Source organism: Mesorhizobium sp. 113-1-2 (assembly GCF_016756475.1).
GTDB lineage: Bacteria > Pseudomonadota > Alphaproteobacteria > Rhizobiales > Rhizobiaceae > Mesorhizobium > Mesorhizobium loti_C.
On sequence record NZ_AP023242.1, the window covers coordinates 6,077,544 to 6,098,407 of the forward strand.

Annotated in this window: 17 protein-coding genes; 14 read left to right on the forward strand and 3 right to left on the reverse strand. The window is 64.0% G+C overall.

Annotated features, from left to right (window positions below; translation table 11 throughout):
• Positions 1–12: 12 nt before the first annotated feature.
• The 12 genes from JN279_RS29680 to JN279_RS29735 all read left to right on the forward strand — a co-directional run bounded on the left by JN279_RS29680 (position 13) and on the right by JN279_RS29735 (position 12,409).
• Positions 13–174, forward strand: coding sequence for a hypothetical protein (locus JN279_RS29680; RefSeq protein WP_096455734.1), 162 nt, complete (start codon positions 13–15; stop codon positions 172–174).
• Positions 175–186: 12 nt separating this feature from the next.
• Positions 187–1,593, forward strand: coding sequence for an APC family permease (locus tag JN279_RS29685; protein ID WP_096455732.1), 1,407 nt, complete (start codon positions 187–189; stop codon positions 1,591–1,593).
• 45 nt (positions 1,594–1,638) lie between these two features.
• Positions 1,639–2,328 carry a hypothetical protein gene (locus tag JN279_RS29690; RefSeq protein WP_202350943.1) on the forward strand — a complete coding sequence of 230 codons (690 nt, stop codon included), beginning with the start codon at positions 1,639–1,641 and terminating at the stop codon, positions 2,326–2,328.
• A complete protein-coding gene (locus JN279_RS29695; protein ID WP_096455730.1) occupies positions 2,325–2,654 on the forward strand; it encodes a hypothetical protein in 330 nt (109 codons plus the stop codon). The genes JN279_RS29690 and JN279_RS29695 overlap by 4 nt, the downstream gene beginning before the upstream one ends.
• 85 nt (positions 2,655–2,739) lie before the next feature.
• On the forward strand, positions 2,740–3,636 hold the full coding sequence (locus tag JN279_RS29700; protein ID WP_096455728.1) for a class II glutamine amidotransferase: 897 nt from the start codon (positions 2,740–2,742) through the stop codon (positions 3,634–3,636).
• Between the two features lie 4 nt (positions 3,637–3,640).
• On the forward strand, positions 3,641–4,372 hold the full coding sequence (locus JN279_RS29705) for a GltB/FmdC/FwdC-like GXGXG domain-containing protein (protein ID WP_096455726.1): 732 nt from the start codon (positions 3,641–3,643) through the stop codon (positions 4,370–4,372).
• 6 nt (positions 4,373–4,378) lie between these two features.
• Positions 4,379–5,707 (forward strand): FMN-binding glutamate synthase family protein, encoded by a 1,329-nt coding sequence (locus JN279_RS29710; protein ID WP_096455724.1) that lies wholly within the window; start codon positions 4,379–4,381, stop codon positions 5,705–5,707.
• A 33-nt stretch (positions 5,708–5,740) separates the two neighbouring features.
• Positions 5,741–7,048, forward strand: coding sequence for a type III glutamate--ammonia ligase (gene glnT / locus JN279_RS29715; protein ID WP_096455722.1), 1,308 nt, complete (start codon positions 5,741–5,743; stop codon positions 7,046–7,048).
• Positions 7,049–7,084: 36 nt separating this feature from the next.
• The gene (locus JN279_RS29720) at positions 7,085–8,338 is read left to right on the forward strand and encodes a sarcosine oxidase subunit beta family protein (RefSeq protein ID WP_096455720.1); all 1,254 of its coding nucleotides are present in this window, start codon (positions 7,085–7,087) and stop codon (positions 8,336–8,338) included.
• 10 nt (positions 8,339–8,348) lie between these two features.
• Positions 8,349–8,624, forward strand: coding sequence for a sarcosine oxidase subunit delta (locus JN279_RS29725; RefSeq protein WP_096455718.1), 276 nt, complete (start codon positions 8,349–8,351; stop codon positions 8,622–8,624).
• A 187-nt stretch (positions 8,625–8,811) separates the two neighbouring features.
• Positions 8,812–11,793: a sarcosine oxidase subunit alpha gene (locus JN279_RS29730; protein ID WP_096455716.1), complete on the forward strand. Its 2,982-nt coding sequence runs from the start codon at positions 8,812–8,814 to the stop codon at positions 11,791–11,793.
• Positions 11,786–12,409 (forward strand): sarcosine oxidase subunit gamma, encoded by a 624-nt coding sequence (locus tag JN279_RS29735; RefSeq protein WP_096458929.1) that lies wholly within the window; start codon positions 11,786–11,788, stop codon positions 12,407–12,409. The genes JN279_RS29730 and JN279_RS29735 overlap by 8 nt, the downstream gene beginning before the upstream one ends.
• 81 nt (positions 12,410–12,490) lie before the next feature.
• On the opposite strand, the gene JN279_RS29740 is transcribed toward JN279_RS29735, so the two are convergent.
• On the reverse strand, positions 12,491–13,432 hold the full coding sequence (locus JN279_RS29740) for an IS110 family transposase (protein ID WP_096447653.1): 942 nt from the start codon (positions 13,430–13,432) through the stop codon (positions 12,491–12,493).
• Positions 13,433–13,820: 388 nt separating this feature from the next.
• Here JN279_RS29740 and JN279_RS29745 point away from each other — a divergent pair, with 388 nt between their 5' ends.
• Entirely contained in the window at positions 13,821–16,190 is a 2,370-nt protein-coding gene (locus JN279_RS29745) for a DUF1989 domain-containing protein (RefSeq protein ID WP_096455714.1), read from the forward strand.
• Positions 16,191–16,355: 165 nt separating this feature from the next.
• Here JN279_RS29745 and JN279_RS29750 read toward each other — a convergent pair whose 3' ends face one another.
• Positions 16,356–17,315, reverse strand: coding sequence for an IS5 family transposase (locus JN279_RS29750; protein WP_096447906.1), 960 nt, complete (start codon positions 17,313–17,315; stop codon positions 16,356–16,358).
• A 401-nt stretch (positions 17,316–17,716) separates the two neighbouring features.
• On the opposite strand from JN279_RS29750, the gene JN279_RS29755 reads away from it, so the two are divergent.
• Positions 17,717–19,426, forward strand: a complete 1,710-nt coding sequence (locus JN279_RS29755; RefSeq protein WP_202350944.1) for an APC family permease — start codon at positions 17,717–17,719, stop codon at positions 19,424–19,426.
• A 60-nt stretch (positions 19,427–19,486) separates the two neighbouring features.
• On the opposite strand, the gene JN279_RS29760 is transcribed toward JN279_RS29755, so the two are convergent.
• Positions 19,487–20,842: an LLM class flavin-dependent oxidoreductase gene (locus JN279_RS29760; RefSeq protein WP_202350945.1), complete on the reverse strand. Its 1,356-nt coding sequence runs from the start codon at positions 20,840–20,842 to the stop codon at positions 19,487–19,489.
• Positions 20,843–20,864: the final 22 nt, after the last annotated feature.

The window sequence follows — 20,864 nt, forward strand, 5'->3', positions numbered from 1 at the left end:
GGGAACACGATCATGTGGATTTCACTCTCTTACGCATGCTGGGGCATCTCGGTCATGCTCGCTTTGTGGATGCTCTACGACTGGTTCAAGGTCGATACGACCTATTCCGAGGACGTTCTGACCTCGTCGCGCGAAGGCGAGCTTGAGGCCGTTTCCGAAAAACACCGGATCTGAGTGGGGACTGACATGACGGCTGCGGTTGAAACGGCACAAACGACGACAATCCACGGCGACAGGGTCTCGCTGCTGCGGGTGCTCGGCCCCGCCCATGTCTGGGCGCTCGGCGTCGGCATCGTTCTGGTCGGCGAATTCACCGGCTGGAATTTCTCCGCCGACAAGGGCGGCGCGCTGGCCGCGCTGATCGTCTGCTGGATCGTCGGGCTGCTCTATACCTCGGTCGCCATGATCGATTCCGAGGTGACGTCGACGGTCGCCGCCGCCGGTGGACAATACGCCCAGGCCAAGCACATTGTCGGGCCGCTGATGGCCTTCAATGTCGCGCTGTTCCTGGTCTTCGCCTACACGATGCTCGAAGTGTCCGACGCCATCCTGCTCGGCGACACCATCGTCGCCAAGGCCGGCGTCGAAGGGCTCACCCACAATTCCTTCATCGCCGCCACCATCGTCGTGCTGGCCTGGCTCAACTATCGCGGCGTGCTGATGACGCTCAACGTCAACTTCGTCATCACCGCGATCGCCTATATCTCGATCGTCATCCTGTTCTTCTCGGTCAGCCCGTGGACTCAAGGCGCGGTGCTGAAGCTCAACGAACTGGTCACCCCCGGCAATGCCCTGCCCTATGGCTGGATCGGCGTCATCGCGGCCTTCCAGTTTGGCATCTGGTATTATCTCGGCATCGAGGGCACCACGCAGGCCGCCGAGGAAGTGCGCTCGCCGGCGCGTTCCCTCCCCTATGGCACGATGGCCGGCATGATCACGCTTTTGATCGCCGCCGCCATGACCTGGTATGTCTGTGCCTCGCTGATGCCGTGGGAATATCTCGGCATCACCTATTATCCGCTGTGGGACGCCGGCAAATTGACCGGCAGCCCGTTGCTCGAAAACCTGCTCTTCATCGCGACGCTGCTGGCGGCACTGGCCTCGGCCAATGGCTGCATCAATGATGCTGCCCGCGCGTGGTTCTCGCTTGGCCGCGACCGCTATCTGCCGAGCTGGTTCTCGGCGGTGCACCCGACGTACCGCACGCCTTACCGCTCGATCCTGTTCCTGCTGCCGATTGCGCTCGCCTTCGCCTTCATCGCCGACCTCAACCAGGCGATCACCTTCTCGATCCTGTCGGGCGTGCTGCAATACACCTTCATGAGCATCAACATCATGATGTTCCGCAAGAAATGGCCGCTCGGCACCATCCGCCGCGGCTACACGCACCCGTTCCATCCGCTGCCGGCAATCGTGCTGTTCTGCCTGTGCGTGGTGACCTTCTTCGCCATCTTCCTCGGCTTCGGCTCACAGTTGATCGCGATGACCATCTTCTATTTCCTGATCTCGCTGTGGTTCCATTTCTACCGTTACAAATTCGTGCGGCGCGGCGACCAGTTCACCATGCCGTGGCCGAAACCGCAGGGCTATTGATGGGAGACGGCCCGCCCCGATCCTTGGCGGGCCGGACATGACAAAATGTCCGAAGTGACATCAGCATTGCTCGCCGGGGCCATTGTCCTGGCTCTCGCCCTTCACTTCACGTGGCTGGCGCGCCACAACCGCAACAGGGTTTTGGCGGCGCTCGCCGCCGACGAGGCTGGCATTCGAGCCGTCATCGCCGACGCCGCCAATGTTTCGGACGGCACCGCCGGTGTCATCACCTGGGAAGGCTCGTGGAACGGCCAGCGCGTTCAGCTGCGCACCATCGTCGATACGCTGGCGACGCGAAAACTGCCGGCGCGCTGGTTCAGCGTTTCGATCACCGAAAAGGTCGCCGTGCCGGCGACGTTCGACATGATGATGCGGCCGGGCTCGCCGACGACCTTCTCCAATTTCGACCATCTCCAGCATACGCTGCCAAAGGCTCCGGGATTTCCGCTCGAAGCGGTGCTGCGGACCGACCGCCGCGGCACGCGTTTCCCGCAAGGCGTCATCGCCGAGCATCTGGAGCCCTTTTCGGAAGGCCGCGCCAAGGAGCTGCTGATCACGCCAAACGGGGTACGCATCGTCTGGCTGCTGGCCGAGGCCGAGCGGGCGCGCTACGGCGTTTTCCGGCAAGCCGCCTTCGGTGACACGCAGATCGATCCGGCGCTGATCGAGCGGCTGCTCACCTCCCTCTCGGCGCTGCGCGACGCCATCAACAAAAGCGAACGGCAAGCCGCATGACCAGTTCGAACACGCAGCGTGCGCCGGCGAGCCCTTATCTCGTCCTGGGCGCGGCAATCGTGCTGCCTGCAAGCGGCCACGTCATTCTGGGCGTGCCGGTGCGCGGGCTGCAGTTTCTTTTCTTCATGGTGATCCTGGCCTGGGTGACCGCCAAGATCGCGCCGCCCGACGCCAGCTTCATTGGCCGCCATGCCGGTGGCTTCCTGATCTACGCGCTATCTGTTCTGGACGCCTACAAGCTGGCCCGCATCCGCCATGCGCTATGGGTTCACAATGCCGCGCAGGGCAGTGATAATTCGCAGGGCGGCATCACGCCGCATACGTAACTACAGGAAAATTTTTTTCATACGATTGAATTCGAGCACCGCATTCGGTACATCATCTCTTAGCTACAAACGCCGGGAGGCTGACATGTGTGGAATTGTCGGACTGTTTTTGAAGGACAAGTCGCTGGAGCCCAAGCTCGGCGCAATGCTGTCGGAGATGCTGATCTCGCTCAGCGATCGCGGCCCCGACAGCGCAGGCATCGCCATCTATGGCGCGCCTTCCAAGAATGAAGCCAAGATCACCATTCAGTCGGCGAAACCCGCGCGCGATTTTCGCGACCTCGATATCGAGCTTGCTAAGGCCATCGGCGCGCCTGTGAGCATTGCGGTGAAGTCGACCCATGCCGTCGTCAGGACCGCGCCTGCCAAGATCGACGAAGCCCGCGAAGCTATCCAGGCGCTGCGTCCCGATATCCGCATCATGGGCGCCGGCGACGTCGTCGAGATCTACAAGGAAGTCGGCCTGCCCGAGGCGGTGGTCGATCGCTTCGACGTCCGTAAGATGACTGGCACGCACGGCATCGGCCACACCCGCATGGCGACGGAATCGGCGGTGACGACGATGGGCGCGCATCCGTTCTCGACCGGCGCCGACCAGTGCCTGGTGCACAATGGCTCACTGTCGAACCACAACAATGTCCGCCGCGAGCTGATCCGCGAAGGCATGAAATTCGAGACCGAGAACGACACCGAAGTGGCGGCCGCCTATCTCTCCTCGCAGATGGCGCATGGCAAGAATCTCGGCGAGGCGCTGGAAGGCACGCTCTCCGACCTCGACGGCTTCTTCACCTTCGTCGTCGGCACCAAGAACGGTTTTGGCGTTGTCCGCGACCCGATCGCCTGCAAGCCCGCCGTCATGGCCGAGACCGACCAGTATGTCGCCTTCGGCTCGGAATATCGCGCGCTGACCAAACTGCCCGGCATAGACAATGCGAGGGTCTGGGAACCGGAGCCCGCAACCGTCTATTTCTGGGAGCATTGAGTTCATGCCGGCAACCAAACTTTCAAAGGCGGCGGCACACGACCCGGCGTCTCGGATCTTCGATCTCGATGTGTCGTCGTTGCGCGAGCTCAACCAGGCGCTGCACAATCTGACGCCCGGCTCGAATGAAACGGCATGGGAAGTGCTGCACCCGAAGGGCAGCCATTCGGTCGCCGTCGGCGTCGACCAGCCGGTCAGCATCGATGTGCGCGGCAGCGTCGGCTACTACTGCGGCGGCATGAATTCCGGCAGCACCATCACCGTGCACGGTTCGGCCGGCCCCGGCGTCGGCGAAAACATGATGTCGGGTTCGATCATCGTGAAAGGCGACGCCAGCCAGTATGCCGGCGCCACCGGCAAGGGTGGCCTGCTGGTCATCGAGGGCAATGCCTCGTCGCGCTGCGGCATTTCGATGAAGGGCATCGACATCGTCGTGCACGGCAATATCGGCCACATGTCGGCCTTCATGGCGCAGTCCGGCAATCTGGTGGTGCTGGGCGATGCCGGCGATGCGCTGGGCGATTCCATCTACGAGGCTCGGCTCTTCGTGCGCGGCAAGGTCGACAGCCTGGGCGCCGACTGCATCGCCAAGGAGATGCGGCCCGAACATCTGGAACTGCTGCAGGGCCTGCTCGACCGCGCCGGCGTCACCGGCGTCAAGCCATCGGAGTTCAAGCGCTACGGTTCCGCGCGCACGCTTTACAATTTCAATATCGACAACGCCGACGCGTATTGAGGCAGCATGACCTACAAGAATCCGCCGACGACGCCGCGCAAATCCGCGACCTTCGACGACTACACGCTTTCCGAAATCCGCCGCGCCGCGGCAACCGGCATCTATGACATCCGGGGCGGTGGCGCCAAACGCAAGCTACCGCATTTCGACGACCTCCTGTTCCTCGGCGCCTCGATCTCGCGCTATCCGCTCGAAGGCTATCGCGAGCGCTGCGACACCAGTGTCGTGCTGGGCTCCCGCCATGCCAAGAAGCCGATCGAACTGAAGATCCCGATCACCATAGCCGGCATGAGCTTTGGATCGTTGTCCGGCCCGGCGAAAGAAGCCCTCGGCCGAGGCGCGACGCTGGCCGGCACCTCGACCACCACGGGCGATGGCGGCATGACCGAGGAAGAGCGTGGCCATTCCAAGCAACTGGTCTACCAATATCTGCCGTCTCGCTATGGCATGAATTTGCGCGACCTGCGCCGCGCCGATGCCATCGAAGTTGTCGTCGGCCAGGGCGCCAAGCCGGGCGGCGGCGGCATGCTGCTCGGCCAGAAGATCTCCGACCGCGTCGCCGAGATGCGCACGCTGCCAAAGGGTATCGACCAGCGCTCGGCCTCGCGTCACCCCGACTGGACGGGGCCTGACGATCTCGAGATCAAGATCCTCGAACTTCGCGAAATCACCGACTGGGAGAAGCCGATCTACGTCAAGGTCGGCGGCGCCCGCCCCTATTATGATACCGCGCTTGCGGTGAAGGCCGGCGCCGATGTCGTCGTCGTCGACGGCATGCAGGGTGGCACCGCAGCCACGCAGGAAGTGTTCATCGAGAATGTCGGCCAGCCTACGCTTGCCTGTATCCGCCCGGCGGTGCAGGCGCTGCAAGATCTCGGCATGCACCGCAAGGTGCAGCTGATCGTCTCCGGCGGCATCCGCAACGGCGCCGATGTCGCCAAGGCGCTGGCGCTCGGTGTCGACGCGGTCTCGATCGGCACGGCAGCTCTCGTCGCTCTCGGCGACAACGATCCCCGCTGGGAGGCGGAGTACAACGAACTCGGCACGACGGCCGGCGCCTATGACGACTGGCATGAGGGTCGCGACCCCGCGGGCATCACCACGCAGGACCCGGAGCTGATGAAGCGGGTCGATCCGGTGGCCGCCGGACGCCGTCTGGCAAACTACCTCAAGGTGATGACGCTGGAGGCGCAGACGATTGCCCGCGCCTGCGGCAAGAACAGCCTGCACAATCTCGAACCCGAGGACCTCGTCGCCTTGACGATCGAAGCCGCCGCCATGGCCGGCGTGCCGCTGGCCGGCACCAACTGGATACCGGGGAAGAACGGCTTCTAAGACAGCATCCAAAGATATAAGCGAGGAATTATAATGGGGAACGATCTCGCCGCATTCGCCAAAGAGAACGGCGTCAAATACTTCATGATTTCCTATACCGACTTGTTTGGCGGACAACGTGCCAAGCTGGTGCCGGCGCAGGCCATCACTGACATGCAGAAGGACGGTGCCGGCTTTGCCGGCTTCGCCACCTGGCTGGACCTCACGCCGGCCCATCCCGACATGCTGGCGGTGCCGGATCCGGACTCCGTCATCCAGTTGCCATGGAAAAAGGAGGTGGCCTGGGTCGCCGCCAACTGCATCATGGACGACAAGGAGGTCGACCAGACGCCGCGCAACACGCTGAGGCGGCTGATCGCGGAGGCCGCCGGCGATGGCATGCATGTCAAGACCGGTGTCGAGGCCGAATTCTTCCTGATCTCGCCGGACGGCAGCGTCATCTCTGACCAATACGATACGGCTTCAAAGCCCTGCTACGACCAGCAGGCGGTGATGCGCCGCTACGATGTCATCGCCGAGATCTGCGATCACATGCTGGCGCTCGGCTGGGGGCCCTACCAGAACGACCACGAAGATGCCAACGGCCAGTTCGAGATGAACTGGGCCTTCGACGACGTGCTCGCCACCGCCGACAAGCACTCCTTCTTCAAGTTCATGGTCAAGTCGGTGGCCGAGAAGCACGGCCTGCGCGCCACCTTCATGCCAAAACCCTTCCAGGGCCTGACCGGCAATGGCTGCCATGCCCATATCTCGGTGTGGGACAAGGCGGGCAAGACCAACGTCTTCGCCGACAATTCGATGGAACTCGGCCTGTCGGCCAAGGGCAAGAACTTCCTCGGCGGCATCATGAAGCATGCCTCCGCACTTGCCGCCATCACCAACCCGACGGTCAATTCCTACAAGCGCATCAACGCGCCGCGCACGATTTCGGGCGCGACCTGGGCGCCGAACACCGTGACCTGGACCGGCAACAACCGCACCCACATGGTGCGCGTTCCCGGCCCCGGCCGCTTCGAACTGCGCCTGCCCGACGGTGCCGCCAACCCCTATCTCTTGCAGGCCGTGATCATCGCCGCCGGCCTCGACGGCATCCGCTCCAAGGCCGATCCCGGCAAGCGCTACGACATCGACATGTACCAGCACGGGCACACGGTGAAGGGCGCGCCAAAACTGCCGCTCAACCTGCTCGACGCGCTGCGCGAGTTCGACAAGGACAAATCGCTCAAGGCGGCGCTGGGTGAGGAATTCTCGTCGGCCTACCTAAAGCTGAAGCACCAGGAATGGAATTCCTATGCTTCGCACTTCACGCAATGGGAGCGCGACCACACGCTGGACATCTGATGTCCGACGTGAGGCGAGCGACCTCGGAATGAACGTATGAAATACTCGATCTTCTCGCTCGCCCGTGCCGCCCTTTCCGGCCACAAGAACTGGCAGCGCACCTGGCGCGACGCCACGCCGAAGGATCGCTACGACGTGGTGATCATCGGTGGCGGCGGCCATGGCCTGGCCACCGCCTGGTTCCTCGCCAGCGAATACGGCATCAGGAATGTCGCCGTGCTGGAAAAAGGCTGGATCGGCTCCGGCAATGCCGGCCGAAACACCACCATCATCCGCTCCAATTACGGCCTGCCCGGCAATACCGGCTTCTACGAATTGTCGATGAAGCTGTGGGAGCGGATGGAGCAGGACCTCAACTACAATGCGATGGTCAGCCAGCGCGGCGTCATCAACCTCTACCATTCCGATGCGCAGCGCGACGCCTATGCGCGGCGCGGCAACACCATGCGCATCAACGGCATCGATGCCGAGCTGCTCGACCTCGCCGCGGTCAAGAAGATGATGCCGTTCCTGAACTTCGACAATGCGCGCTTTCCCGTGCAAGGCGGGCTGCTGCAGCGGCGCGGCGGCACGGCGCGGCACGACGCCGTGGTCTGGGGCTATGCCCATGCGGCGAGCGGGCTCGGCGTCGACATCATCCAGAATTGCGAGGTGACCGGTTTTGTCAGGGACACCAACGGCAAGGTGACCGGGGTCGAAACCTCGCGCGGCAGGATCGGCGCCGGCAAGGTCGGCATGGCGGTCGCCGGCTCTTCGTCGCGCGTCGCTGATATGGCGGGCCTGCGCCTGCCGATCGAAAGTCACGTGCTGCAGGCCTTTGTCTCCGAGGCGATCAAGCCGCTTATCCCCGGCGTCATGACCTTCGGCGCCGGCCATTTCTATGTCAGCCAGTCCGACAAGGGCGGCCTTGTCTTCGGCGGCGACATTGACGGCTACAATTCTTACGCCCAGCGCGGCAACATGCCTGTGATGGAGGATGTCTGCGAGGGCGGCATGGCGCTGATGCCGATGATCGGCCGCGTGCGGCTTTTGCGCCAGTGGGGCGGCATCATGGACATGTCGATGGACGGCTCACCGATCATCGACAAGACACCGGTGGACGGGCTCTATCTCAATGCCGGCTGGTGCTATGGCGGCTTCAAGGCGACGCCGGGTTCCGGCTTCGTCTTTGCCCATCTTCTGGCCCGCGACACGCCACATGAGGAGGCTGCGCGGTTCCGCCTCGACCGCTTCCGGACCGGCGCCATGATCGACGAAAAGGGCCAGGGCGCCCAACCGAACCTGCACTGAAGGCCCGAGTATGCGCATCACCTGTCCCTTCTGCGGCGAACGCGAACTCGGCGAGTTCACCTATCTCGGCGACGCCAAACCGGTGCGGCCGGCGGCGGATGCCGGTGAGGATGTCGTCTACGACTATGTCTATCTGCGCGACAACATCGCCGGCGTGATGAGCGAGAACTGGTATCATGGCGGCGGCTGCCGGGCGTGGCTGAAGGTCACCCGCAACACGCTGACGCATGAGATTTCCGCTGTCGAAGCAGCAGCGGGCGCTGGTGCAAGGCAGGCTTCGAAATGACCCTTCCTGTCAAGATCGGGGCCGTCTTGAAGAGCGCCAGCCTTCTACCTCCCCCTTGTGGGGAGGTCGGACCGCAGGTCCGGGTGGGGGTCGGCGCCGCACCCCCACCCCGCTGCTTCGCAGCGACCCTCCCCACAAGGGGGAGGGTGAGGGGCGGCGCAGTGCTCTTATATGAGGGCCAGGCATCGTGAGTTCCAGCCAATCCAATCGTCTCACCTCCGGCGGCCTCATCGACCGCACGGCGCCGCTGAACTTCCGCTTCGACGGCAAGAGCTTTTCCGGCTTCCAGGGCGACACGCTGGCGTCGGCGCTGATCGCCAATGGCGTCAAGCTGGTCGGCCGCTCGTTCAAGTATCATCGCCCGCGCGGCATCCTGACCGCTGGCTCGGAAGAGCCCAACGCACTGGTCGAACTGCGCACCGGCGCCCGGCGCGAGCCGAACACCAAGGCGACGACGGCGGAGCTCTATGAAGGGCTCGAGGCCGCCAGCCAGAACCGCTGGCCGTCGCTGCGTCACGATGTGATGTCGGTCAACCAGTTGTTCGCGCCGATCTTCGTCGCGGGCTTCTACTACAAGACCTTCATGTGGCCAGCGAAATTCTGGGAAGCGATCTACGAGCCGGCGATCCGCCGCGCTGCCGGTCTTGGCCGTGCCGCAGGCGTCGCCGATCCCGACCACTACGACAAGGCCTGGGCGCATTGCGATGTGCTGATCGCCGGCTCCGGTCCGGCCGGTCTGGCGGCAGCATTGGCGGCTGGCCGCAGCGGCGCCCGCGTCATTGTCTGCGAGGAAGATTTCACGCCTGGCGGCCGCCTGCTCTCGGATGGCGGCACAATCGATGGCCTGCCGGCCGCCGAATGGCTGTCGCGGACGCAGGCTGAGCTGGCGGCAATGCCCGATGTCCGCATCATGACCCGCACGACGCTGTTCGGCGTCTACGACGGCGGCACCTATGGCGCGCTGGAGCGGGTCAGCGACCACCTGCCCTCGCCGCCCGAACATCAGGTGCGCCAGCGGCTGTGGCGGATCGTGGCCAAGCGCTGCGTCGTTGCCGCCGGCGCCCTCGAACGTCCCATCGTCTTTGCCGGCAATGACACGCCCGGCGTGATGATGGCGTCGGCGATGCGAACCTATCTCGCGCGCTATGCCGCCGCTCCGGCAAAGCGGGTCGCGCTGTTCACCAACAATGAGGATGGCTGGCGCACGGTCGAGGCGGCGCTTGAAGCAGGGCTGCAGATCGCGGCGGTGATCGATGCACGGCCTGATGTATCGCCAGCGCATCGTTCGCTCGCTTCCAAGAACGGCTTCACTGTGCTGCATGGCTCCGTCAGCGGCGTCGACGGCGGCAAGGACGGTGTTCGCAAAATCGCGGTGTCGCTCACCGGCGGCGCGCGCGCCGAAGTCGAGGCCGACGGGCTCGCGGTTTCCGGTGGCTGGAACCCTGCGGTTGGCCTGACCTCCTATCATCGCGGCCGGCCGAAATGGCGCGACGACATTGCTGCCTTCGTGCCCGACGGCGCGCCTCCCGGCATGGTCGCGGCGGGTGCGGCGAATGGAGCCTTCGGCCTCGGCGCCTGCCTGGCCGAGGGCTTCGCAGCCGGTGCGGCAGCCGCGCGGGATGTCGGGCGCAACGACACGGCAGGTTCGGTGCCCGTCGCCGATGACGAGGCTTTCTCGCTTAGCCCGCTCTGGCATGTCGCCGGCAAGGGCAAGGCCTTCGTCGACTACCAGCACGACGTCACCGCCTCCGACATCGAACTGGCGCAGCGCGAAGGTTTTGAATCGGTCGAGCATCTGAAGCGTTACACCACGCTCGGCATGGCGACCGACCAGGGCAAGACGTCCAATGTCGCCGGCCTCGCCATCATGGCGGCTGTGAGCGGCCGCTCCATTCCCGAGACAGGCACGACGATCTACCGGCCTCCTTACGTGCCGGTCGCCATCGGCGCCTTCGCCGGCCATCATCGCGACGAGACCTTTCATGCGACAAGGCTGACGCCTTCGCATCATTGGGCAGCCGAACAGGGTGCCGTCTTCGTCGACACCGGCCTGTGGAAACGCGCGCAATGGTATCCGCGCGCCGGCGAGAAGGACTGGCTGGAATCCGTCACGCGCGAAGTCAAGGCCGTGCGAAGCGGTGTCGGCTTCTGCGATGTCTCGACGCTCGGCAAGATCGACGTGCATGGCCCGGATGCCGGCGCCTTCCTCGACCGCGTCTACATCAACACCTTCTCCAACCTTGCCGTCGGCAAGGCCCGCTACGGGCTGATGCTGCGCGAGGACGGCATCGTCTATGATGACGGCACGACGTCGCGGCTGGCCGAGGACCACTATTTCCTGACCACCACCACGGCCAAGGCCGGGCTGGTGATGCAGCATCTCGAATTCTGCCGGCAGGTGTTGTTTCCCGAACTCGACGTGCAGCTGACCTCGGTCTCCGACCAGTGGGCGCAGTTCTCCATCGCCGGCCCCAAGACCCGCGATTTGCTGAAGGAGATCGTCGATCCGGCGGAGGACCTTTCCAACGAAGGTTTTCCGTTCATGGGGGCGCGGGAAGTCGCTTTGCGCGGCGGCATCAAGGCGCGGCTGTTCCGCATCTCCTTCTCCGGCGAAATGGCGTTCGAGATTTCCGTTCCGGCGCGCTACGGCGAGGCGATGGCGCGCAATCTGATGCTGGCGGGAAAGCCGTTCGGCGTCACGCCTTACGGCACCGAGGCGCTCGGCGTGATGCGCGTCGAAAAGGGCCACATCGCCGGACCGGAACTGAGCGGCACGACGACCGCCGCCGATCTCGGCCTCGGCAGGATGATGTCGACCAAAAAGGATTTCATCGGCCGCGTCATGGCCGGCCGCGAGGCACTGGTCGCGCCGGACCGGCAGGTCGTCGTCGGCGTCAGGCCGACGGACAGAGCGCGCCGGCTGCGATCGGGTGCGCACATCATCCCGAAAGGGCAGACACCCGGGCCGGGCAACGACCAGGGCTACGTCACCTCGGTCTGCTTCTCGCCGACATCGGACCAGTGGATCGGACTGGCACTGGTCGAGCGCGGCCGCGAACGCATCGGCGAGATCGTCCATGCGCATGACCCGATACGCGGCGAAGACTATGACGTCGAACTCTGCAATCCCGTCTTCTACGATCCCGATGGAGGGCGCCAGCGTGGCTGAGTTTTCCTGGGACATCCGCAGCCCGCTCGACCGCGCGCTTGTTGCCGGACCTTATGGTGCGCGGGGCGATGCCGGCGTGGCGCTGACCGAGATCCGCAACTTCGACCTGGTGCAAGTGATGGCGCGGCGTGGCAAGGCGGCAGAGCTGGCCAAGGCCGCCAAGGATCGCTTCAGCGTTGCGGCTCCGGAAATGCCGAAGGCGGTCGGCACGGCCGACGCCACTCTAATCTGGTCGGGACCGGACCAGTTTTTCGTACTGTCGAAGGGTGGCAAGCATTCGATTGGGGCGCTTGCCCCTCCCTTTGCCGGTTCGGCTTCGCTCTCCGACCAATCGCATGCGCGGGTGCTGATCAGCGTCTCCGGCGCCAAGGCGCGGGCGATGCTGGCCAAGCTGTCGTCGATCGATCTGCATGCCGATGCGTTCGCGATTGGCGCGGCTGCCGCGACCTCGATGGATCACACCAGCGTCACGCTGTGGCGGGGTAATGATCGAGATGGATTGGCCGTGTTCAACGTTCTGGTGTTCGCGACTTTTGCCGAGAGCCTTTGGCATACGATGCTGGATTCGGCTGCGGAGTACGGGGTGGCGATCAATCATTCCGAGGAGTTGGCGTAGCGTTCGCGCGCGCCCTTCCTTCTCCCCTTGTGGGAGAAGGTGGATCGGCGTGCAGCGACGAGACGGATGAGCAACCGTGTTTCAGACGCAAGCCGGGTTCCAAGGTTTGTCGTCCCGGATCATGGCGTTGAGGGTTGTGATCAGCTTGCGCATGACGGCAACGATGGCGACCTTTGCCACCTTGCCTTTCGCTCGCAGGCGCTGGCGGAAAGCGGCGAAGACGGGATTATGCACTCCGGCGCTGAGCGCGGCCATATAGAGGACGTTGCGGACCGGCTCGCGGCCACCCCAGATACATCGCTTGCCTTTGAGCTTGCCGCTGTCGTGGTCGTAGGGGGCGAGCCCGACAAGGGCGGCAATCCGCCGGTTGGACAAGCGGCCCAGTTCAGGCAGCTGTGCGATCAGTGTGGCACTCAGGACCGGGCCGACACTGGGAGTTGAACGCAGCAGGCGGTCGCGCCGTGCCAGGGCATGGTCGGCCGCGATGGCTTGGGCGATGCGTTTGTCGAGCAACAGGATGTCGGCACTGAGCCGGGTCGCTCGCCGCTTGGCCAGGCGCTTGAGAGCGGCATCGCGCACGTGTTCGAGCTGGTTGTTGACACGGCTGAGCTCGGCTTGGAGCTGGCGCCGCGCGGTGACCAGTTCGATCACCAACTCCAGACTTGGATCAAACTCCACCGGATGCACCGGCAACGTCGCAAGGAAACGGGCGATCACACGTGCATCGAGGCGATCGTTCTTGGCGTTGACGCCGGCCGCCCGTGCGAATTGGCGCAGCCTGTGCGGATTGATGCGACGCACCGGCAGGCCTTTCTGCCACAGCGCCTTGAGCACAGCCCGCTCATAGCCGCCGCTCGCCTCAAGGCCGACGGCGGCGATCGCCCGACCCGACAGACGCTCGACCAATGCCGCATAACCGGCTTCGTCATTGTCGACTGCGAACAACTCCCCTGTTTCCCGAATGGCCACGTCCAGTCGCTCCTTGGCCACATCGATGCCGACATGCAGTGCAATTTGTGTCATCTTCTGATCCCTTCCTTGCTGGTGCGGGGTCGAACCCTAGCAACCGTTCGGGCTGTGGAAGATGCGGTCGGAGTTCCTTGCTCATCCACGGGCTTATGCCAAGGGGTGTACGGGCTTCCGCCGCAACGGGTGATCCGGTCATGACCCGGGTCACCCGTCAGCCCGATCCTGCATGATTCGAGAGACACAAGAGGTGTTCCAGCGAAGTGAGACGTTGGCGTTCCCTGGAGCACCCCTCATCCGTCGCCTTCGGCGACACCTTCTCCCACAAGGGGAGAAGGGGGAGCTTACATCACCTTCGCCTTGCCAAACGCGATCCCCCTGCTATTCTTGCTGCTAAAATAATTTTACACACAGGCAAACTTGTTTCTCGAACCGCAAGGCTGAAATGAGCCAGTCGCCCTACCCCGCAGTCACTGCCGGACCGCCGCGCCCGAGCCTCATCCTGAGGCCCGGCCAGATCGCGCTGCCGCCGGGGATGGAGCGCTATACGATCCAGGGCAATGGCGCGGTGCTGATCGAGGTCGAGGCCGGCGACACGATCACGGTGCGCAATGTCGAGGGTGGCCAGGCCTGCGAACTGCTGGCCTGGGACAAGTCAGGCGTCACCGACCCCGGCATCTTCGGTGAAAAATCCAACAGTAATGCCGCCGGCATCAAGGCACTGCTCACCGAGGGCGACGACAGTATCGGCGCGTTGCGGCGCGGCATTGCACGCCGGCAGGTGCAGCTTGACCAGGCCAAGGCGGTGCGCGTGTTCGGCGCCACCACGCCGGCCGGCACCGAACAGAGTTTCACCGTCGCGCGCGACGGCTCGATGATAATCGCCGCGCCCGGCGGGCCGATGCTGGTCGATGGCCATGATACGGCAACGCCGCTCACCGCCATCGTGCGCCGCGCCACGATCCGCCTGAAAACGAAATCGCAGCTTGCCGATCCCCTCGCCGATCCGGTGCTCGACCTGCGCGTCCATTCGGCGACGGCCGAATCCTATTTCGTCAAGGCCGGCGACTATCTGCAGATCATCGATGTCGACGGGCGCCAGTGCACCGACTTCCAGTGCTTTTCCGCGCGTAAACTCGACAAGGGCCTCGACCATCCGCTCGACGTGACGACGACGCGCACGCTGATGGGGTCGAGCTATCCGATGCCCGGCCTGCATTCGAAATATTACGACCAGGACATGGAGCCGCTGGTCGAAGTGGTGCAGGACACATGCGGCCGGCACGATGCCTTCGCGCTCGCCTGTGCTGCCAAATATTACGACGACATCGGCTATCCCGGCCACACCAACTGTTCGGAGAATTTCAACGGCGCGCTGGCCGGCAAGGGCGTCAACCCCCGCGCCGGCTGGATGGCGATCAACTTCTTCTTCAACACGGCGATCGACGCGCATGGCGTCATGGTCTCCGACGAGCCGTGGTCACGCGCCGGCGACTATGTCCTGCTGCGCGCATTGACCGACATCGTCTGTGTCTCCTCCGCCTGCCCCGACGACACGACGCCGGCCAATGGCTGGGACCTGACCGACATCCATGTGCGGACCTATTCCGGTCAGCACAAATTCTCGCGAGCGATCGCCAGACGCATGACGCCCGATTCGGAACCGAAAATGACCCGCGAGACCTCCTTCCATTCGTCCTTCGCCAAGCACACCCGCAACTTCTCGGAGTACAGGGGCTATTGGCTGGCCAATTCCTTCGCCAAGGACGGCCCCATCGCCGAATACTGGGCCTGCCGGCAAGACGCCGTGATCATGGACCTGTCGCCGCTCAGAAAATTCGAGGTCACCGGCCCGGATTCCGAAGCGCTGCTGCAATACACGCTGACCCGCGACGTGAAGAAGCTCGGCGTCGGCCAGGTCGTCTATTCCGCCATGTGCTACGAGCATGGCGGCATGATCGACGACGGCACGCTGCTGCGTCTCGGCAAGGACAATTTCCGCTGGGTCGGCGGCGACGATCTTTCGGGCGAATGGCTGCGCGAGACGGCCAAGAAGCTTGGGCTCAACGTGCTGGTGCGGTCGTCGACCGACCAGATGCACAATGTCGCGGTGCAAGGACCGAAAAGCCGCGACATCCTGAGAGAAGTGATCTGGACCTCGCCGCTGCAGCCGTCGATCGATGAACTCGAATGGTTCCGCTTCGCGGTCGCGCGCATCGGCGGCGGCAACGGCATTCCGGTTGTCGTCTCGCGCACCGGCTATACCGGCGAACTCGGCTATGAAATCTGGTGTCATCCGCGCGACGCCGAAAAGGTGTTCGACGCGATCTGGGAGGCCGGCCAGCCGCATGGGCTGAAGCCGATGGGCCTGCAGGCGCTCGACATGGTGCGCATCGAGGCCGGGCTGATCTTCGCAGGCTATGAATTTTCCGACCAGACCGACCCGTTCGAGGCCGGCATCGGCTTCACCGTGCCGCTGAAAACCAAGACCGACGATTTCATCGGCCGCGAGGCGCTGATCCGGCGCAAGGGGAACCCGCAGAACAAATTGGTGGGCCTCGACATCGACAGCAATGTCGCCGTCGGCCATGGCGACTGCGTCCATGTCGGCCGCGCCCAGATCGGCGTGGTCACGTCGGGCATGCGTTCGCCGGTGCTCGGCAAGAACATCGCGCTGGCCAGGCTCGACGTCACCCATGCGGTCGTCGGCACGGAGGTCGAGATCGGCAAGCTCGACGGCCACGCCAAGCGGCTGCCGGCGCGAGTCGTCGCCTTCGCCCATTACGATCCGCAGAAGACCAGACCGCGCTCCTGATCATTGCGACCCTTGCCTTCTCCCCTTGTGGGCCTGTTGCGCAGTTTCGGGAGTGCGCGGACGGGAGTGGAATGCAGCGGGTTGTTGCTTGCGCTTGTGGATTGGAGTCTGGTTTTGAGGGGTTGAGGTGGCGGTTCGGCCCGTACGGCCGGACTGCAGGCGCACCTATCCCGTGATGGCGGCCCATCGGCGCATGTTGAAGGCGATCGCCGCCATCGTCACTTGGGCGGACGCCTTGGCCAGTCCGACATAGCGGATCGCGGTCAGCTTCATGCGGTTCTTGAGCGTGGCGAAGGTGGTCTCCACCGCCGCCCGACGCCTGGCGATGAGGCGATTGTAGCGTTTGAGCCGCAACGGCAGCTCCGGATGATGCTTGTTGGGGCGGCGCGCGATGCGCACCTTCTTGCCCTCGGCCTTGAGCCGGGCACGCCGGGCGTGCGTGTCGTAGGCGGCATCGGCCCACACCGTCTTCTCGTCGCTGCGGATCAAGTCATCGGCCATCACCGTGTCGTTGACGTTGGCCGGTGTGGTGATCACCGTGCGGATGATGCCAGAGCCCTCATCCACGCCGACATGGGCCTTGTAGCCAAAAGTGAAACCGCCCTTGCCCTGCCGCGTGGTGACACGGGCGTCCGCATCTTTCGAAGGCCGCTCAGCTGTCGGCGGCGCTGAGACTGCATCGATCAGCGTTGCATCCAGCATCGTGCCGCGCTTCAGGATCACGCCGGCCTTCTCCAGCTGCCGGTCGAGTTCGCCAAACAGCTTCTCCAGCAGCCCTTCACCGACAAGCAGATTGCGAAAGCGCGAGAGCACCGTGTGGTCGGGAATGCTCTCTCCCAGCCCAAGCCCGGCAAAACGCCGGAACGACAGCCGGTCGCCGAGCGCCTCCTCAAGTTCGCGATCCGACAGCCCATAAAGCGATTGCAGCAGCAGTGCCTTGAACAGCACCAGCGGCGGCCAAGCCGCCCGACCCGGTCCGCCATCGCGCAGAGGGTTAAGCAGCTTCTCGAAGCGGTACCACTTCACAAGGCCAGACAACCGGTCGAGCGGCGAGGAGCCACCAGACAGCTTGTCGCCCAGAAATCCCTCCACCAGACTCAACTGACCTGTCCGCTTCACCGCCATCGGTTCGTCCTCCGAGCTTATGTCTCAGAGAATCACAACCAGCCAATTACGCAACAGGCCCCTTGTGGGAGAAGGTGGATCGGCGCGTAGCGCCGAGACGGTTGAGGGGTGTTCCAGCGGAGTGAGACGTCGGTGTTCCCTGGAGCACCCCTCATCCGACCTCGCTTCGCGAGGCCACCTTCTCCCTCAAGGGGAGAAGGGAAGAGCGTGCGCGCGCAAGCGTGATGTGCACGACGCCACAAAACGCTTGACGCGAAAGCGCGCCGGATCAATCTTCACTCCTAAGAAAAAAATACGACTGAGTGGAAACACGTCGGTCGAGATCATTGGCCGGGGAGCAAGCTTCGCAAAGCCGAGGCATCGCCGGCGGGGAACACTTAAAAAAAGGGGAAGTCACTGACATGAGCACCATAAGCACGGCCCTCGAGCAGCCTGCCGAAAGCAAGCTGCTCAGGCATATCGACTGGCGCGGCGCCTTCTGGGTGGCAAGCGGCGTTCCGGCGCTGGTCCTGTTTTCGATCGGCGGCATCGCCGGCACGACGGGGACGCTGGCCTTCCTGATCTGGACGGTGTCCATGATCATGGGCTTCCTGCAATCCTTCACCTATGCCGAGATCGCCGGCCTGTTCCCGAACAAGTCGGGCGGCGCGTCGATCTATGGCGCCACCGCATGGCTGCGCTACTCCAAATTCATCGCGCCGCTGTCGGTATGGTGCAACTGGTTCGCCTGGTCGCCGGTGCTGTCGCTCGGCTGCTCGATCGCCGCCGCCTATATCCTCAACGCGCTGGCGCCGGTGCCGCTGTTCACCGAGACCTCGGCGGAAGTCGTTGCCTATATCGCTGCGCATGCCGGAACGGCGCCCGCCGACGCGATTGCCGCGGTGACGACCGCCGCGACACCGGCGATCCGCAACTGGACGCTGTACAGCCACACGTTGGGTCCGGTCTCCTTCACGTTCAATGCGACCTTCTTCATCGGCGCGGCGCTGATGCTGATCATCTTCTCGATCCAGCATCGCGGCATCCTCGGCACCGCCAATGTGCAGAAATATATCGGCCTGCTGGTCATCATCCCGATGCTGATCGTCGGCGTAGTGCCGATCGCCACCGGGCAGATCAACTGGGCGAATTTTTCTCCGCTGGTGCCGCTCGCCGCCGCCTATGCGCCCGAGCCGGGCGCCTGGAACATCGCCGGCTGGACGCTGGTGCTCGGCGGCATGTTCATCGCCGCCTGGTCGACCTACGGCTTTGAAACCGCCGTCTGCTACACATCCGAGTTCAAGAACCCCGGCACCGACACCTTCAAGGCCATCTTCTATTCCGGCCTGCTCTGCATGCTGCTGTTCATCCTGGTGCCCTTCACCTTCCAGGGCGTGCTCGGCCTGAACGGCATGCTGGCGACACCGATCGTCGACGGCTCCGGCGTTGCGGACGCTCTGGCCGGCATGGTCGGTGGGGGCGCGCTGATCCACAGCCTGCTGGTGATGCTGATGATCCTGGCGCTGGTGCTGTGCATCATGACCGCCATGGCCGGTTCCTCACGCACACTCTACCAGGGTTCCGTGGACGGCTGGCTGCCGCGTTATCTCAGCCACGTCAACGAGCATGGCGCGCCGACGCGGGCGATGTGGACCGATCTCGTCTTCAACCTGATCGTGCTGGCCATCGCCTCGGCCGATGCGACGAGCTTCTTCTTCATCCTCGCCGTGTCGAACTGCGGCTACATCATCTTCAACTTCCTCAACCTCAACGCCGGCTGGATCCACCGCATCGACAATGGCCATATTGCGCGACCCTGGCGCGCGCCGAGCTGGCTCTTGGGGATCGGCGCGATCTTCGCCTATGTCAATGCGATCTTCATGGGCGCCGGCGCCAAGGTGTGGAACCCGATGGCGCTGTGGGCCGGGCTGATCACCGCGGCGCTGATCATCCCGGTGTTCTGCTTCCGCCACTACATCCAGGACAAGGGCAAATTCCCCGACCACATGCTGGCCGATCTCGGCATGACGGGAGCCGACCTCGCGGTCAAGAAAGCGGGGATGCTGCCTTACCTGACGCTGATTGCCGGTGTTGTGGTGATGCTGCTCGCCAACTGGTTCTTCGTCATCTGACGACTACGAGCTAAGCAAATGGGCGCGCCTCGGCGCGCCCATTTGTTTTCACGGCGAGCCTCAGCCGGCCTGGCGGACCGTCTCATTCGCATCGTCGAAGAACTGGTTGGGTGGCCGCTTCAGGCCGAGATTCTCGCGCAGCGTCGATCCCTCATATTGCCGCCTGAAGATGCCGCGCCGCTGCAGCTCGGGCACCACCTTCTCGACGAAATCGTCGAGCCCGGCGGGCAGATAGGGAAACATGATGTTGAAGCCGTCCGATCCCTCGGTGACCAGCCATTCCTCCATCTCGTCGGCGATGGTTTGCGGCGTGCCGACGAAGGCCAGGCCGGAATAGCCGCCCAGCCGCTGGGCAAGCTGGCGCACCGTCAGGTTTTCGTTGCGGGCCAGCTCGATGACGCGCTCTCGGCTGCTCTTCGAAGCATTGGTCTCCGGTATTTCAGGCAAAGCGGCGTCGGGATCGAAGGCCGACGCGTCATGTCCAAGCGCGATCGACAGCGAGGCAATACCGCTCTCGTAATAGACCAGGCTGTCGAGCTTCGCCCGCTTGGCCCGTGCGTCCTCGACACTGTCGCCGACAATGACGAAAGCACCAGGCAGGATCTTGATATCGTCGCGCGCGCGGCCGAGTTTCTGGGCTCGGCCCTTGACGTCAGCAAAGAAGCGCTGCCCGGCGGCAAGATCGCCATGAGCGGCGAAAATCACCTCGGCCGTTTCAGCGGCCAGCTGCCGTCCGGCTTCCGAGGCGCCGGCCTGGACGATGACCGGCCAGCCCTGTACCGGCCGGGCTATGTTGAGCGGGCCGCGCACCGAGAGGTGCTCGCCCTTGTGGTCCAGCACATGCAATTTGGCCGGATCGAAATAGAGCCCGCTTTCGGCGTCGCGGATGAAGGCGTCGTCGGCAAAACTGTCCCACAGGCCGGTCACGACATCGTAGAATTCCCGCGCCCGGTGATAGCGCTCGTCATGCTCGACATGTTCGTCCAGCCCGAAGTTCAGCGCTGCATCGGGGTTGGACGTCGTGACGATGTTCCACCCTGCGCGTCCGCCGCTGATATGGTCGAGCGAGGCAAAGCGCCGGGCGATGTGATAGGGCGCGTCGAAGGTCGTCGACGCGGTGGCGACCAATCCGATATGGTCGGTGACGGCGGCCAGCGCCGACAAGAGCGTGAACGGCTCGAACGAGGTCACCGTGTGGCTGCGCCGCAGCGCCTCGATCGGCATGTTGAGCACGGCCAGATGGTCGGCCATGAAGAAGGCGTCGAACTTCGCCGCCTCCAGCGTCTGCGCGAAGCGCTTCAGATGCGCGAAGTTGAAGTTGGCGTCGGGATAGGCGCCGGGATAGCGCCAGGCGCCGGTGTGCAAGCTGACCGGGCGCATGAAGGCGCCGAGCCGCAACTGCCGTTTTTCTGCCATGGGAAGACACCCTGATGAGGAC

Excerpts from the sequence above, each read along its gene's own strand:
- JN279_RS29680 (WP_096455734.1), top strand. The coding sequence starts at position 13 with ATGTGGATTTCACTCTCTTACGCATGCTGGGGCATCTCGGTCATGCTC.
- JN279_RS29685 (WP_096455732.1), top strand. The coding sequence starts at position 187 with ATGACGGCTGCGGTTGAAACGGCACAAACGACGACAATCCACGGCGAC.
- JN279_RS29690 (WP_202350943.1), top strand. The coding sequence starts at position 1,639 with ATGTCCGAAGTGACATCAGCATTGCTCGCCGGGGCCATTGTCCTGGCT.
- JN279_RS29695 (WP_096455730.1), top strand. The coding sequence starts at position 2,325 with ATGACCAGTTCGAACACGCAGCGTGCGCCGGCGAGCCCTTATCTCGTC.
- JN279_RS29700 (WP_096455728.1), top strand. The coding sequence starts at position 2,740 with ATGTGTGGAATTGTCGGACTGTTTTTGAAGGACAAGTCGCTGGAGCCC.
- JN279_RS29705 (WP_096455726.1), top strand. The coding sequence starts at position 3,641 with ATGCCGGCAACCAAACTTTCAAAGGCGGCGGCACACGACCCGGCGTCT.
- JN279_RS29710 (WP_096455724.1), top strand. The coding sequence starts at position 4,379 with ATGACCTACAAGAATCCGCCGACGACGCCGCGCAAATCCGCGACCTTC.
- glnT (WP_096455722.1), top strand. The coding sequence starts at position 5,741 with ATGGGGAACGATCTCGCCGCATTCGCCAAAGAGAACGGCGTCAAATAC.
- JN279_RS29720 (WP_096455720.1), top strand. The coding sequence starts at position 7,085 with ATGAAATACTCGATCTTCTCGCTCGCCCGTGCCGCCCTTTCCGGCCAC.
- JN279_RS29725 (WP_096455718.1), top strand. The coding sequence starts at position 8,349 with ATGCGCATCACCTGTCCCTTCTGCGGCGAACGCGAACTCGGCGAGTTC.
- JN279_RS29740 (WP_096447653.1), bottom strand. The coding sequence starts at position 13,432 with ATGACACAAATTGCACTGCATGTCGGCATCGATGTGGCCAAGGAGCGA.
- JN279_RS29745 (WP_096455714.1), top strand. The coding sequence starts at position 13,821 with ATGAGCCAGTCGCCCTACCCCGCAGTCACTGCCGGACCGCCGCGCCCG.
- JN279_RS29750 (WP_096447906.1), bottom strand. The coding sequence starts at position 17,315 with ATGGCGGTGAAGCGGACAGGTCAGTTGAGTCTGGTGGAGGGATTTCTG.
- JN279_RS29755 (WP_202350944.1), top strand. The coding sequence starts at position 17,717 with ATGAGCACCATAAGCACGGCCCTCGAGCAGCCTGCCGAAAGCAAGCTG.
- JN279_RS29760 (WP_202350945.1), bottom strand. The coding sequence starts at position 20,842 with ATGGCAGAAAAACGGCAGTTGCGGCTCGGCGCCTTCATGCGCCCGGTC.